Genomic DNA, 15,175 nt, shown 5'->3' with positions numbered 1-15,175 from the left:
TGCAGCAACAGCGGTAAGTGTCAACTTCAATTGCATGGATGAACTCCGAATCAGTAATAAACGCCGATAGAAGGCGGCGGTGGAAGGTATTTCAATTTCCGGGCCAGCTTTGTCGGGAGATGCCCTTAAAGCCCCTCTCCATCAATTCGATTCATGTACCAGCAGCCTGATTAATAGAACGTCCCACCGCATGAACGATCGATCCGCAGGCAACGAACGCTCCAGCCTCAATCAGCAAGATTCGATCCCCAGGAGATTCATCAGAAAAATTGATGAGTCATGAAGCGCACTAATTGGCATACGGGTGTCACAAAAACCCCACACCAAAAAGTTACGAAATGCAAACATGTCCCTAAAATCCGCGACCTGTCGTCAATGACATTTATTTGTGGGCGAAAAACCATTTCGCCTCATCTTGGTGCCTTCCTGGTCGGATGCACCCAGACGTGGCGCGATGCGGCCCTTCTGACTCACCCCTGCCCCACCTGAACACAGGACTTGCAATGAAAAAGACATTTCTGATGACCGCCCTGGCCCTGAGCCTGGGCTCTGCCTACGCCCAATCGAGCGTCACCCTGTACGGCGTGATCGACACCGCCTACCAACACCAGACCAACGCGACCGCCACCGGCGGAAGCCTGAACGCTGTGACTTCGGGTTCGATCAGCGGTAGCCGTTACGGCTTCAAGGGCAAGGAAGACCTGGGCGGCGGTCTGTACTCGCTGTTCACCCTGGAAGCCGGCTTCAACCCCAATGACGGCAGCCGTGGCCAAGGCGGACTGGCTTTCGGTCGTCAGGCCTTCGTGGGCCTGGGTGGTGACTTTGGCCAACTGACCGTGGGCCGCCAGTACACCCCGCTGTTCGAGCACTACGGCAACTTTGACCCGCTGTGGGGCATCTCCAACGTCAACGAATCGGGCTTCTACCTGGCCTACGGCACGTTCCGCCAGAACAACGCCGTGCGTTACGCCAAGAACATCGCTGGCGTGAACTTCGCCGCCATGCACGGCTTTGGCAACGTGTCGGGCTCCACCTCGGCCGGCCAACTCAATGGTCTGCAAGCCAACTACACCGCCGGTCCCCTGCTGGTCGGCGCGGCTTACCAGAAGTTTGACGTGAACGCCTCGGCCAGCACCAACCTGGGCAGCACTTCCAACGCCATGATCGGCGCCAACTACGGCTTCGGCCCGGCCCGCGTGTTCTTCAACTACATGGACACCAAGCTGAGCACCGGCGCCAAGAGCGACATCGCCACCCTGGGCGTGAACTACGAAGTGACCCCGCTGGTGGGCCTGATCGGTGCTTACTACAACGACAAGACCAAGTCGACCACCAATGTGGACGGCAGCCGCAACACCCTGGCACTGGGCCTGACCTACACGCTGAGCAAGCGCACCATGGTCTACACCTATGTGGACCGCTCCAAGCAAAACAGCGGCTACTCGGCCACCGCGATCACCGCCGGCTCCGATCTGTTTGGCGCCGCCTCGACGCTGAGCACCCGCTCCAACCTGATGCTGGGCGTGCGTCACGCCTTCTGATCGGCCCCCTCGATCTGACCAGGGAGGGTCGCTGCCCGGCCCCTCTGGTCTCTGGTTTCTCCAAGTTGAAGCCCCTTGCTCACGCCAGGGGCTTTTTTCATGGCTTCACGCCGGCGCGCCTGACTGCAGCAGGGCCCACAGCCGGCTTGACGACAGCGGCATCTGCAGCCTCGGCGCCGTGCCGGCCCGGCCTGCCCGGGCCAGGGCATCGGCCACGGCATTGACCAGGGTGGGGGTGGCGCCAATGGTGCCCAGCTCGCCCACGCCCTTGACCCCCAGCGGGTTGTTCTTGCAAGGGGTGGACTCGTCCATCGTGGTGTGGAACTCGGGCGCCAGGTCGGCCCGCGGGGCCGCGTAATCCATCAGGCTGCCGGTGACCAGTTGCCCGGTTTCGCGGTCGTACAGCAGGTGCTCGCACAGGGCCTGCCCCAACCCTTGCACAGCACCACCGTCCAGTTGGCCGCGCACGATGAGGGGGTTGACCACCCGCCCCACATCATTGACCGAGGAATAGGCCACCACCTGCACATCGCCCGTCTGAGGGTCCAGCTCGACCTCGCAAACATGGCAGCCATTGGGCCAGGTGGGACCCGATACCGTGCTGGTCGAATCGATGTGGATGCGCTGCTCGCGCTGGGCCCGCGCCAGCGCAAACAGGTCGATCCCCAGATCGGTGCCTTTCACACTGAAGCGCCCGCCTTCATAGGCGATGTCCTCGGCGGCCACCTCCAGCTCGGCCGCCGCCAGGGTCTTGGCGTGCTCGATGGTGCGTTCGGCCCCCACCCGCACGGCCGAGCCGCCGGTGAACAAGGAGCGTGAGCCCGCACTGCCGAAGCCGTCGCCGCGGTCGGTGTCACCCAGCACCACGCGCACCTGCGCGATCGGCACCCCGAACACATCCACCACCAGTTGGGCCAGCGTGGTTGCAATGCCCTGGCCCATGGCGTTGACGGCGGAGAACACTTCGATGGTCTCATCCGGCAGCACGGTGACGGTGACGCGTTCCTCGAACACATTGCCACCGGTCCACTCCAGGAAGGTGGCAATGCCTTGGCCACGCAGCAACCCCTTCTGGCGCGAGGCCGCAGCCCGGGCCTCAAAGCCGGTCCAGTCGGCCTGCACCAGGGCCTGGTCCATCACCTTCTCAAAACAGCCGGTGTCATAGGTCTGCCCCATGGGGTTCTTGTAGGGCATTTGCTCGGGCTGGATGAAGTTGCGGCGGCGCAAGGCCACGCGGTCGATGCCAGTCTGCCGGGCTGCCTCATCCATCAGGCGTTCCATCGTGAAAATGGCCTCGGGCCGCCCGGCGCCGCGGTAGGCCCCGGTGGGTGCGGTGTTGGTCAGCACCGCCTTGAAGTGGAAGTCGATGGTCTGGATGTCATACACACTGGTCTGCACCCAGGGGCCGATCAGCAGCTGGATGGCCACCCCCGTGCCCGTGGCATACGCCCCCACATTGGCCAGTGAGCGCAAGCGCAAGCCGAGGATCTTGCCGTCGGCCGCCAGCGCCAGTTCGGCACGGGTCTGCAGGTCCCGGCCATGGCTGGACGACAGGAACTCTTCGCTGCGCTCGGCCACCCATTTCACGGGGCGCTGCAGGTGCTGGGCCGTCCAGGCCACCACCATGTCTTCGGGGTAGGCACCGGTCTTCATGCCGAAGCCGCCGCCCACATCGCCAACCACCACCCGCAGCCGCTCCCGCGGCAGACCCAGCACGGCGATCAAGGTGTCGCGCACACCCGAGGGCATCTGGGTGCTCATGCGCAGGGTCAGGCGCCCATCGGCCGGATCGGGGTAGGCCAACACGGTGCGCGGCTCCAGCGTGAGGGCCGCCAGGCGCTGGTTGACCACCTCCAGCGCCACCACATGGGTGGCCTGGGCAAATGCCGCGGCACAGGCCACCGCGTTGCCGTGCTGCATCTCGGCGGCCACGTTGTCGGGGGCCTCAGGGCACAACGCGGGGGCGCCAGGGTGGGTGGCGTCGTCAAGGTTCACCACCATGGGCAACTCTTCGTACTCGACAAACACCGCCTCGGCCGCATCACGCGCCTGCTGTGGCGTGTCGGCCACCACCGCCACCACGGCTTCGCCCACATAGCGCACCCGCTCCTGGGCCAGCGGGTGGCGTGAAGGCGAGGCCGCCACACCATCGGCCCGCTTGAAGCCGGCATTGCCGGGCATGGGTTTGACGCCGGCCTGCGCCAGATCGGCCCCGGTGTAAACGCCCAGCACCCCGGGCAGGCCCAGGGCCGCCGAGCGGTCGATGCTCACGATGCGTGCATGCGGGTAAGGCGAGCGCTGAAACGCCAGATGGGCCTGTCCAGGCAGGCTGAAGTCATCGGCATAACGGCCTGCCCCTTTGAGCAGACCTTCGTCTTCGAGGCGCAGCACAGCCTGGCCGCTGCCAAATCGGGCAAAGGAAGATGGGGTGTTCACGGATTTGTCTCGCTGGTTGGAGCTTTGGAAACGGAAAACGGGAAACAGGGAACGGGCTGGGTACCGCCAAACACTCTAGCCAATTCCCGCCTCGGCTGCTGTCGCCGAACTCACGTTGCCCGGACCCGCCTGTCTTGTGGGCACCGATCTGGCGCCCAAAGCCCCCTGAAACCGGGAATGTTTCATGCTTGATGCTGCACCGCAGCAATACCCCTGTGACCCGCCGTCACGTGGGGTCTTCTGGCCTCTTTCCCAACCCTCGACAGGAGCCCTTCATGCTGGACCGAAGCTCAACCTTGTTTTCCCACGTCAAGCCTGGCGACAACGATTACGTCAGTGGCGGATTGCGCGACTTCTTCCTGTACCGAGACCTGGGCGTGGCCGCCGCCACGCACGGCAAGGTGATCGCCCACTTGGTGAAAGCCAACATGGCCCCTGAAGCGGGCACCGGGTGGCACCGGCATGAGGCCGATTTTCAGATCGTGATCATGCTCAAGGGCTGGGCACGCTTCATGTACGAAGACCAGGAAACCCTGGTGCAGGCCGGCGACTGCGTGCACCAACGCCCGGGCATCCGGCACTACCTGTTCGACTACTCGCCCGACATGGAATACCTTGAGATCGTCTCACCGGCCGACTTCAAGACCGTGGACGTGCCCGCGGTGTGCCCCATTCCGGCGCCCACGCCCTGGGTCTGACACAGGCCATGCACCCGCATGGGGCGGGTGCACCACCGAGAACGTGTTGACGTTCTCAGAACTCAGCGTCGAGTTCGTCGATTTCATCGGGCTCCAAGGCCGCGGCGGCCACCCACTCCTTCATGGCGGGCAGGGCCATGATGGTCTTGCAATACGCGGCACACACCGGATCCAGCGCCACATCGTAGGTCTGGAAGCGGGTCACCACCGGCGCAAACATCGCATCGGCGATGCAGGGCTGGGCGCCGAACAAATAGGGGCCGCCGTAGCGCTGCAGGCACTCGGTCCAGATGGTGGTGATGCGATCGATGTCGGTCTGTGCACGCGACCACAGCTTGAACCCCGGGAAATGCGCCTTGATGTTCATGGGCAGGGACGAGCGCAGGGCGCTGAAGCCCGAGTGCATCTCACCGCAGATGGCTCGGCAATGGGCCCGGGCAGCACGATCCGCCGGCAACAGGCCGGCATCAGGCCGGATCTCGTTGAGGTACTCGCCAATGGCCAGGGTGTCCCAGACATGCAGTCCGTCATGGTCGAGGGCGGGCACCCGCATCGAGGCCGACAACAGCAGCATCTCGGCCTTCATGTCAGGGTCATCGGGAGAAATCACCTTTTCGCTGAACGGCAAGCCCGCCAGCTTCGCCATCAGCCAGCCACGCAAGGCCCAGGCACCGTAGTTCTTGCTGCTGATCGTCAAAACCGCTTTGGCCATGGCTTGCTCCTGTAGGTGCAGCGGCTGTGCAAGCCCCGTGCCATGCCGCCAGCGCCAGGCCTTGGCCCGCAACTTGCCTTCGCCCCGGCAACACCCACCGAAAGATTGCCATGCTGTATCAGGCCTACCAACTCCAGTCTGACCTGATGTCCCCGCTGCGCCTGATGGCGCAGGCCATGGGCTCGGCGTTCATGGTGCCCGGCACCGAACGCACGGTGCTGCGCCAGATGGCCGCGGCTGGCGAGGTGTTCTCGCGCCTGCGGCTCACGCACAGTCGGCCGGCCTATGGCATCGATGCGGTGCAGATCGGTGAGCAGCGCGTGGCCATCACCGAACGGGTGGCGCACACCCTGCCCTTCGGCACCCTGCTGCACTTTGCCAAAGACCCGGCCGCCGGCCTGCCCACCCAACCGCCCGTGCTGCTGGCCGCCCCCCTGTCGGGCCACTTTGCCACCCTGCTGCGCGAAACCGTGCGCACCCTGCTGCAGGACCACGATGTCTACATCACCGACTGGCACAACGCCCGCGACGTGGCCCTGCGCGAAGGCGCCTTCGGGCTGGACGACTACATCCGCTACATGATGCTGTTCCTGCAGCACATCGGCCCTGGCACCCACCTGGTGGCCGTGTGCCAGCCCTGCGTGGCGGCCCTGGCCGCCACCGCCCTGCTGGCCGAAGACGATGACCCGGCCCAGCCGCGCAGCCTGACCCTGATGGCCGGCCCGGTGGACTGCCGGGTCAACCCCACCGAGGTGAACCGACTGGCCACCAGCAAACCCATCGAATGGTTTGAAAAGAACCTGATCAGCCATGTGCCCCTGCCGCACCGGGGGTTCATGCGCCGCGTGTACCCAGGCTTTGTGCAGCTCAGCGCCTTCATGAGCATGAACCTGGAACGCCATCAACAATCGTTCGAACACCTCTACCAGCACCTCCTGGAGGGCCGCCTCGACGAGGCCGAGACCATCAAGACCTTCTACGAGGAGTACCTGGCGGTGAACGACCTGCCCGCCGAGTTCTACCTGGAAACGGTGGAGAAAGTGTTCCAGACCTACGATCTGGCCGTGGGCCAGCTCCACTACCAGGGCCGCCGCGTCAACCCGGCCGCCATCCGGCGCACGGCACTGCTCACCGTCGAAGGCGAGCGCGACGACATCTGCGCCATCGGCCAGACCGTGGCCGCACAAGACCTGTGCAAAAGCGTGCGCCCCTACCTGAAGAACCACCACGTGCAGACCGGCGTGGGCCACTATGGCGTGTTCAGCGGCCGCAAGTGGAACCAGCAGATCTACCCGCGGGTGCGTGACAGCATCCACGCCAGCCTGGGTTGAGGCGCAGTGCCCAGGTGCTTGCGTTGAACTGGCGCTTGAAGTTCTGTCACCACTGCGTCCTCCACACAAGATTTGCACGTCAACCTCAGACCTTGTGAAGCCCTCAAGGTTGAGAGCTCATGTGCTCAGCCGGCCACCTGCCGCGCCACCCGCGCCACCTGGGCGGCGTCCACGCCAAAGAAAGCGCGCAAGGCGGCGCGCGTGTCGCTGCGGCCGAAGCCGTCGGTGCCCAAGGTGACATAGCGGCGCCCGGCCGGCATCCAGGCGCGCACGCTTTCGGGCACGGCGCGCACATAGTCGGTGGCCGCAATGACCGGGCCTTCGGTGTCGGCCAGCAAGTCCGTCAGCCAAGGGGTTCCTGGGTCAGGCTCACCCGCCAGGGCCCGGGCCTCGCAGGCCTGGCCATCGCGGGCCAGTTCGCTCCAGCTGGTGACACTGATCACGTCCACGGTGAACCCCTCGGCGGCCAGTTGTTGGGCCGCCTTGACCACCTCGGTGAGGATGGCGCCCGAGCCGAGCAGGGTCACCTTGTGGGTGGCCGCGCCGGGGATGCGCTGCAGCCGGTAGGCGCCGCGCAACACGCCTGCAGACGCGCCTTCGGGCAGGTCGCGCTGGGCGTAGTTCTCGTTCATCAGGGTGAGGTAATAAAAAACGTCTTGCTGCTCGACCAGCATCTCGCGCATGCCCTGGTCGATGATCACGGCCAGTTCGCCCGCGTAGGCCGGGTCGTAAGCCTTGCAGTTGGGGATGGTGGCCGCCACCAGGTGACTGCTGCCGTCCTGGTGCTGCAGGCCCTCGCCGCCCAGCGTGGTGCGGCCCGAGGTGGCACCCAGCAGAAAGCCGCGGGCGCGCTGATCGGCCGCGGCCCAGATGGCGTCGCCCACCCGCTGAAAGCCGAACATCGAGTAATAGATGTAGAAGGGCAGCATGGCCAGCCCGTGCACGCTGTAGCTGGTGGCGGCAGCGGTCCAGCTGGCGATGGCCCCGGCCTCGCTGATGCCCTCTTCGAGGATCTGGCCGTCCAGCGCCTCACGGTAGCTCAGCACCGAGCCGATGTCTTCGGGCGCATAGCGCTGGCCCACGCTGCTGTAGATGCCCACCTGCTTGAACAGATTGGCCATGCCGAAGGTGCGCGCCTCGTCCGCCACGATGGGCACGATGCGCGGGCCCAGTTGCGGGTCTTTCAGCAGGTTGCCCAGCATGCGCACAAAGGCCATGGTGGTGCTCATCTCCTTGCCATCAGGCTGCAGGGCGAACTGGCCGTAGCGGCTCAGTTCGGGCACCGGCACCACCTCGCAGGCGGCCTCGCGGCGCGGCAGAAAGCCCCCCAGCGCGGCGCGGCGCTGATGCAGGTAGCGCATCTCATCGCTGTCGGGCGCGGGTTTGTAAAAGGTCAGCGACTTGGCCTGCTCATCGCTGAGCGGCAATTGAAAGCGGTTGCGGTACTCGATCAGGTCGTCTTCGTCGAGCTTCTTCTGGCTGTGCGTGGTCATCTTGCCCTGACCGGCCGTGCCCATGCCATAGCCCTTCTTGGTGTGGGCCAGGATCACCGTGGGCTGGCCACGGTGCGCAGCCGCCGCGGCATAGGCGGCGTGGATCTTGACCAGATCGTGCCCGCCGCGCTTGAGGCGGTCGATCTGCTCGTCGGTCAGCCCCATGGCCAGCGCGGCCAGCTCAGGGTTCTGGCCGAAGAAATTGTCGCGGTTGAAACGCCCATCCTTGGCCGCAAAGGTCTGCATCTGGCCATCCACCGTGGCCGACAGGGCGCGGGCTAGGGCGCCGGTGATGTCGCGAGCAAACAGGCCGTCCCAGTCGCTGCCCCACACCAGCTTGACCACGTTCCAGCCGGCGCCGGCAAACAGGCGCTCCAGCTCGTCGATGATGCGGCCATTGCCGCGCACCGGGCCATCCAGGCGCTGCAGATTGCAGTTGACCACCCAGACCAGGTTGTCCAGCCCCTCGCGGGCGGCCAGGGTCAGGGCACTCATGCTTTCGGGCTCGTCCATCTCGCCGTCGCCGAACACGCCCCAGACCTTGCGCGCGCTGCAATCGAGCAACTGGCGGTGCGACAGGTAGCGCATGAAGCGCGCGTGGTAGATCGAGCTGATCGGCCCCAGGCCCATCGAGCCGGTGGGGAACTGCCAGAACTCGGGCATCAGCCACGGGTGGGGGTAGCTGCTCAGCCCTTGGGCACCTGCCGCCGGGGCCGAAATTTCCTGCCGGTAGTGCATCAGGTCGGCTTGCTGCAGGCGCCCTTCGAGGAAGGCGCGCGCATACACCCCCGGGGCGCTGTGCGGCTGGAAGAACACCAGGTCCCCGCGATGCTGGCCCGGGCCCAGGCCCTGGCGGGCATGGAAGAAGTGGTTGAAGCCCACCTCGAACAGATCGGCCGCACTGGCATAGCTGGCGATGTGGCCGCCCAGCTCGGCCGAGCCACCGGTTTCCACCTGATTGGCCCGCACCACCATGGCCAGCGCGTTCCAGCGCATCAGCGACGCCAGCCGCTCTTCGATCGCCAGATCGCCCGGAAACGCGGGTTGCTGCCCCACCGGCACCGTGTTCACATAGGCTGTGTTCAAGCCGGGGCGCCATCCCGTCTGATGCGCCCGGGCCAGGCGGGCCAGTTCGTCCAGCACGAAACGGGCTCGCTCCGGCCCCTGGGTCTGCACCAGGGATTCGAAGGCCTCACGCCATTCGGCGGTCTCGGTCGGGTCAGCATCGGGGATGCCATCGATGAGCTGCAGGAAGCGGGGATCGGCAGGTGCGTTCATGGTTCAGTACTTTAGGGAAATCACCACAGAATGAGTCGCCAAAACAAGCCTCAAAAACAAGCAATCTCAGCACAATATGCGGCTTATTTAATAAATTCGCGCATATGAAGCTGGACACACTGGACCTTCGCATCCTGGCCGAACTGCAGGCCGATGGCGCGCTGTCGAACGTCGAATTGGCCCGTCGCGTGCACCTGTCACCGTCGCCCTGCCTGGCCCGCGTGAAGGCGATGGAGCAGGCAGGCGTCATCTCGCGCTACGTGGCGCTGGCCAGTGCGGCGGCGCTGGGCCTGGGCCTCAATGTGTTCATCTCGATCAGTCTGCGCACCCAAAGCAAGGCCGCCCTGGCCGACTTCGAGCAGCGCATCTGCGAGCACGACGAGGTCATGGAGTGCTACCTCATGACGGGCGACAGCGACTACCTGATCCGCGTGGCCGTGACCGACATCGCCGCCCTGGAGCGCTTCATTCTCGAACAGCTCACGCCCATTCCCGGGGTGGAAAAGATCCGCTCCAGCTTTGCCCTCAAGCAGGTGCGTTACAAAACTGCGCTTCCATTGCCCTCCATGGGTCGCTGATCCGTCGATACGAGACAAATGACCTTGACACACCCCTCAAATTCATCTTGTAACAATTTTTTGATTCACCCAGAATGGGGCTGTCCAAACCGGTTTCGTCGGATCCGTTCCAGGAAGGCCGCCAATCATGCAGGGCAGGGGAGTTCAAAAAAATCATCGTCCAGGCGACAGGCTGCGGGCTGGGCTGCGGCATGCGTTGCTGGCCTGGGGGCTGATGGCCCTCGGCCAATTGGGCTGGGCCGGCGAGGCCTTGCGCCTGCGCTTTGCGCCTGAGAAGGATTACGGTCCGTTCATCTACCTGACCGACGAGGGGCAGGTGGAAGGCCTGTCGGCCGACTTTCTGAACGCCATGGCCACCCAGGGCGAACTTCGGATCGACACCCTGCCGGCCCAACCCCTGGCCTCCATCCTGGAGGCCGCGCGGCAGGGGCAGGTTGACCTGATCTCCTCACTGCGCCCCACCCCGGAACGGGCCGAATTTCTCGGCTTCACCCGCCCCTATGTCACGGTGCCTGCCGTGCTGGTCACCCTGCCCAGCCGCGACCCCCAGTCGCTGGGGGACTTCCGTGGCCGGCCGGTGGCCGTGGGCCGGGGCTACGCGGTGGAATCCTTTGTTCGAGAGAAGTACCCCGAGGTCCAATGGATGCCGGTGGATGACGACAGCGAGGGGCTGCGCCTGCTGCGCGCGGGTCAGGTGGGAGCGGTGGTGGCCGATGTGGCCAGCGTGCACTTTGCAGCCGACCGCCTGGGCCTGCGGGCCGTGCAGGTGAATGCGGCCATCGGCTTCGAATACCCCTTGAGTTTTGCCTTTCCCAAATCCCGCCCAGACATCGGGCGGGTACTGGAGGAGAGCTTGCTGCGCCTGCCGGAAACCCGGCGCCAGACGCTGCGCCAGCGCTGGCTGGACGGGCGCCAACAGAGCAGTGACGATCCGCGCGCGGTTTGGCTGCGGCGTATCGGCTTGGGCCTGGCCGGGGTGGCCGTGCTGGGCCTGGCGGTGACCCTGGTGCGCAGGAGCCCGGATGACGACGCCCTCTGAGCCCGACGCCTACGCCTCCAGCGAACTGGAATCAGACCCCTCCGGCCCGCCTGTGCAACGCCACAGCGTGTGGGGTGCGGCCCTGTTCGGTGCCGTGCTGTATGCGCTGCTGGCCGGGATGAGCATCGCTTTGTCGCGCCTGCCGGGCAGTGTGGCCACCCTGTGGTTCGCCAACATGCCCGGTGCCTTGCTGGTGGCGCGCCGGCCCGCGCGCGACGCCTGGGTGCTGCTGCCCGCCCTGACCCTGGGCAACCTGGGCGCGAATCTGCTGCTGGTCGAAGACTGGCACGCGGCCGTGGCCTTTGTGCTGCCCAACCTGATCGAGGTGACCCTGGCAGCCCAGGCACTGCGGCGGGTGAAGGGGGACATCGATCTGCTGAGCAGCCCGGCCCGACTGCTGTTGATCGTGCTGAATGCCGGGCTGGTGCCCGCGCTGATTGGCGCCACGCTGGGGGCAGCCATGCTGGCGGGCAGCACCGCAGCCAGCTTCGGCTTCCTGTGGCCGCGCTGGCTGGAGGGCAGCCTGATCGGCGCCATCTCCATGCTTCCGCTGGTGCTGTTCGTTCTGATGCACGGTGCGCGTGTCCTGTTACACCAACTGCGCAGCCTCGAAAACGGCTCGCTGCTGCTGCTGAGTGCGGCCGTGGCCCTGGTGGTGCCCGTGAGCGTGCCCTTTCCCTTTGTCTACGTCACCCTGCCGCTGGCCCTGGCCGCCCTGCGTGGCGGCTTTGCCGTGACGGCCAGCGCCAGCCTGCTGGTGTCGATCCTGACCGGGGCCCAGATCGGCCTGGGGCTGCTGATCCCACCGCCCACCACGCTGCATTGGGAGCATGTGCTGTTTTACCTGCCCATCCTGGCCGTGGTGGTGCCCCCCACCCTGCTGGCCAGTGCCATGGAGGGCTACCGCCGCAGCCTGCGCGAACTGCGCACCAGCGAGCGCCGGCTGCGCACCCTGTACAGCCACACCCCCGCGCTGATGATGTCGTTTTTGCCCGACGGCCGCCTGCTGAGCGTGAGTGATCTGTGGCTGAACAAGCTCGGGCGTTCGGGCCCCGAGGTGCTGGGCCAGCCCTTCACCGACTTCATGCCGGCCGAGTCGGCCCAGTACATCCAGGCCCATGTGCTGCCTGAGCTGCTGCAGCGTGGCCAGTGCCGCGATGTCGCCTGCCGCTGGGTGACCGGCCGGGGCGAGTTGATCGAGTCGCGCTTGTCCGCCGTGTGGGAACGCAACGCCCGTGGCCAGCCGACGCGGGCCTTGGCTGTGATCGAGGATGTGACGGAGAACCAACGCCTGGCCCATTTCGCGGCCCAGCGCGAGTTCATCGAAGTGACCCTGCACTCCATCGGCGATGGGGTGGTGGCCTGTGATGCCGAGGGCCGGATCCAGTACCTCAACCCCGTGGCCGAGGCCTTGCTGGGCGTGCAGCGCCAGAGTGCACAAGGCCATGCCTTTGACCAGACCCTGGTCCTGCTCGACCCCGAAACCCGCTTGCGCATCGATAACCCGGTGCTGCGCTGCCTGCGCACCGGACGCGGCTCCGGCCTGCCCCGCGAAGCCTTGATGCGGGGCCTGTCGGGGCAGCAACACCCGATCCAGCACGCGGTGTCACCCATCTTCGATCCGCTCGGCCAGTTGCGTGGCGCGGTGATGGTGTTCCAGGACGTGCGCGAGGCCCGCGCCCTGGAGCAGCGCATGGCCCACCTGGCCCACCACGACGCCCTGACCGACCTGCCCAACCGCGTGCTGTTGCAAGACCGCATCCAGCAGGCCTGCGAGCGCAGCCGTCGTGAAGGCGGTGGCTTTGGCGTGATGTTTCTCGACCTGGACCACTTCAAGCATGTCAATGACTCACTGGGCCATGCCGCTGGCGATGAGCTGCTGCGCGAAATGGCGCGCCGGCTCAAGGCCACGCTGCGCACCTGCGACACCATCTGCCGACTGGGGGGCGACGAATTCGTCATGCTGGTGGGGGATATCCAGAGCCCCCAGGACCTGGGGGCGGTGGCCGAGAAGGTGCTGTCCGAGGTGGCGCGCCCCTGCCTGATCGCTGGCCGGGACATGAACATGTCGGTCAGCCTGGGCCTGGCCCTGTTCCCGGCCGACGGCGAAAACGTGGAGCTGCTCATGAAGCACGCCGACACCGCCATGTACCGGGCCAAGCGCGAGGGCCGCAATCGTTACCACTTCTTCTCGCGCGCGCTGGACGAGGCCGCCACCGTGCGCCTGCAACTGGAGCAGGACATCCGTCGGGGCATTGCCACGCGCGAATTCATCGTGCATTACCAGCCTCTGGTGCGGGCCCGCGATGGCGCCGTGATCGGGGCCGAAGCCCTGGTGCGCTGGCAGCGCGGGCCTGACACGTGCTGGGGCCCGGGGCAGTTCATCGCGGTGGCCGAAGAAAGCGGCCTGATCGTGGCCCTGGGCGAACAGGTGCTGGAGCAGGCCTGTGCCCAATTGCGCCAATGGCAGGACCAGGGGCTGCCGGTGCAGCGGCTGTGCGTGAACGTGTCACCGCTGCAATTCGCCGCCCCCGGCTTTGTCGAACAGGTGCTCGCCCAGGCCGAGCGCCAGCACATCAACCCAGCCCTGCTGGAGCTGGAGATCACCGAGGCCTCGTTGATGAGCCACCCCGAGCAGACCCGCGAAGCCCTGCGCCGACTGAAGGCGGCCGGCATCCAGGTCGCGCTGGATGACTTCGGCACCGGCTACTCCAGCCTCAGCTACTTGCGCCAGTTCCCGGTGGACACGCTCAAGGTCGACCGCTCCTTTGTGGCCGAGGTGCATCAGGATGCCGGCAACCAGCAACTGGTGGCAGCCATCGTGGCCATGGCCGCCACCCTGAAGCTGCATGTGGTGGCCGAGGGCGTGGAGACCCAGGCCCAGGCCGGCCTGCTGGCCGACATGGGCTGCGACACGCTGCAGGGCTTTTTGTTCGCCCGCCCCATGCCCGCCACCGCCATGGCGGTCTGGCTGGGTCGACGCTGGCCCACCGAAACGCCGGGCGCCCCCCCGGGATCAGACCCAGCCCTGCAGCACGACCTTGCCACGGGCACGCCCTGATTCGACGTGGGCATGGGCTCGGCGCAGGTTGGCCGCATGGATGGGCCCCATGTGCTCGCCCTCGGTGCTGCGCAACTGGCCAGCGTCCACCAGCTCGGCCACGCGGCTCAGCAGGCGGTGCTGCTCGATCTGGTCAGGCGTGGCAAAGCGGCTGCGCGCAAACATCATCTCCCAGTGCAGGCTCAGGCTCTTGGGCTTGAGAGCCATCACATCCAATTCTCCGGGGGCCAGGTCATCAATCAGGCCCAGCCGCCCCTGAGGCGCCAGCAACTCGACCAGTTGCGGGAAGTAGTCGCCGGTGTGGGTCAGCGAGGCCACCAGCGCCACCTCGGCATGGCCCAGGCCCTGCAGCTGCGGCAACAAGGGTTGGCCGTGGTCGATCACCGCATGGGCCCCCAAGGCCTCGCACCATTGGCGCGTCTCGGGGCGCGATGCCGTGGCTACCACGGTCAGCGCCGTGAGCCGCCGGGCCAGTTGCAGCAAGATGGAACCGACGCCACCACCGGCCCCCAGCACCAGCAAAGTCTGGCCGGCGCCCCCCTGCCCGTCGGCCTGCAAAGGCACCCCCAGTCGATCGAACAACAGCTCCCAGGCGGTGATGGCCGTCAGCGGCAAGGCAGCGGCCTGTGCGTCGTTCAGGCTGTTGGGCGCCCGCGCGACGATGCGCTCATCCACCACCTGCCGCTCGGCATTGCTGCCGGGGCGGGTGATGCTGCCGGCGTACCAGACCCGGTCACCAGGCTGGAACAGCGTGACGGCCGGGCCCACGGCCAACACCGTGCCCACCGCGTCCCAGCCCAACACCTCGGCCTGGCCCGGGGCCGGAGCGCGGCTGCGCCGCACCTTGGTATCCACCGGGTTGACCGACACCGCCGACACGGCCACCAGCAGGTCGTGCGGCGCCAGGTCCTGCGCCTGCGGCGCGGGCAGTTGCAAATCGAGCAGCGACTCGGGGTGTTCGATGGGCAAGGCCTGGTGGTAACCCACCGCTTTCATAAGGGGAGAAGT

Annotated in this window: 10 protein-coding genes; 6 read left to right on the top strand and 4 right to left on the bottom strand. The window is 66.2% G+C overall.

The genetic code is table 11. The features are described from left to right. The first annotated feature begins 503 nt into the window (after positions 1-503). Positions 504-1,541 carry a porin gene (locus tag AC07VS_RS27035; protein ID WP_492350393.1) on the top strand — a complete coding sequence of 346 codons (1,038 nt, stop codon included), beginning with the start codon at positions 504-506 and terminating at the stop codon, positions 1,539-1,541. Between the two features lie 105 nt (positions 1,542-1,646). Here the strand turns inward: AC07VS_RS27035 and AC07VS_RS27030 are convergent, their stop codons facing one another. Beyond that, the gene (locus AC07VS_RS27030; RefSeq protein ID WP_494658642.1) at positions 1,647-3,977 is read right to left on the bottom strand and encodes a xanthine dehydrogenase family protein molybdopterin-binding subunit; all 2,331 of its coding nucleotides are present in this window, start codon (positions 3,975-3,977) and stop codon (positions 1,647-1,649) included. Positions 3,978-4,252: 275 nt separating this feature from the next. Between AC07VS_RS27030 and AC07VS_RS27025 the strand changes: the two genes are divergently transcribed. Then, positions 4,253-4,675, top strand: a complete 423-nt coding sequence (locus tag AC07VS_RS27025; RefSeq protein WP_494752506.1) for a cupin domain-containing protein — start codon at positions 4,253-4,255, stop codon at positions 4,673-4,675. 55 nt (positions 4,676-4,730) lie between these two features. Here AC07VS_RS27025 and AC07VS_RS27020 read toward each other — a convergent pair whose 3' ends face one another. Continuing rightward, positions 4,731-5,387 (bottom strand): glutathione S-transferase, encoded by a 657-nt coding sequence (locus AC07VS_RS27020; RefSeq protein ID WP_494658643.1) that lies wholly within the window; start codon positions 5,385-5,387, stop codon positions 4,731-4,733. Between the two features lie 110 nt (positions 5,388-5,497). Between AC07VS_RS27020 and AC07VS_RS27015 the strand changes: the two genes are divergently transcribed. Continuing rightward, on the top strand, positions 5,498-6,718 hold the full coding sequence (locus tag AC07VS_RS27015; protein WP_494752505.1) for a polyhydroxyalkanoate depolymerase: 1,221 nt from the start codon (positions 5,498-5,500) through the stop codon (positions 6,716-6,718). Between the two features lie 125 nt (positions 6,719-6,843). Here AC07VS_RS27015 and mdeB read toward each other — a convergent pair whose 3' ends face one another. Further along, on the bottom strand, positions 6,844-9,489 hold the full coding sequence (mdeB, locus tag AC07VS_RS27010; RefSeq protein ID WP_494752504.1) for an alpha-ketoglutarate dehydrogenase: 2,646 nt from the start codon (positions 9,487-9,489) through the stop codon (positions 6,844-6,846). Positions 9,490-9,593: 104 nt separating this feature from the next. On the opposite strand from mdeB, the gene AC07VS_RS27005 reads away from it, so the two are divergent. From AC07VS_RS27005 to AC07VS_RS26995, 3 genes are all read left to right on the top strand, one after another. Further along, the gene (locus AC07VS_RS27005; RefSeq protein ID WP_494658646.1) at positions 9,594-10,067 is read left to right on the top strand and encodes an Lrp/AsnC family transcriptional regulator; all 474 of its coding nucleotides are present in this window, start codon (positions 9,594-9,596) and stop codon (positions 10,065-10,067) included. A 214-nt stretch (positions 10,068-10,281) separates the two neighbouring features. After that, complete coding sequence (locus tag AC07VS_RS27000; protein WP_492350386.1) at positions 10,282-11,106, top strand: transporter substrate-binding domain-containing protein; 825 nt, start codon at positions 10,282-10,284, stop codon at positions 11,104-11,106. After that, entirely contained in the window at positions 11,090-14,167 is a 3,078-nt protein-coding gene (locus AC07VS_RS26995) for a bifunctional diguanylate cyclase/phosphodiesterase (RefSeq protein ID WP_492350385.1), read from the top strand. The genes AC07VS_RS27000 and AC07VS_RS26995 overlap by 17 nt, the downstream gene beginning before the upstream one ends. Here the strand turns inward: AC07VS_RS26995 and AC07VS_RS26990 are convergent. Then, a complete protein-coding gene (locus tag AC07VS_RS26990) occupies positions 14,123-15,163 on the bottom strand; it encodes a zinc-binding alcohol dehydrogenase family protein (RefSeq protein ID WP_492350394.1) in 1,041 nt (346 codons plus the stop codon). The genes AC07VS_RS26995 and AC07VS_RS26990 overlap by 45 nt on opposite strands. Between the last annotated feature and the right edge of the window lie 12 nt (positions 15,164-15,175).

Source organism: Curvibacter sp. GW821-FHT01G03 (assembly GCF_059422285.1).
The sequence above is the reverse complement of the archived record's forward strand: the minus strand, read 5'-3'. Positions and strand labels throughout refer to the sequence as shown.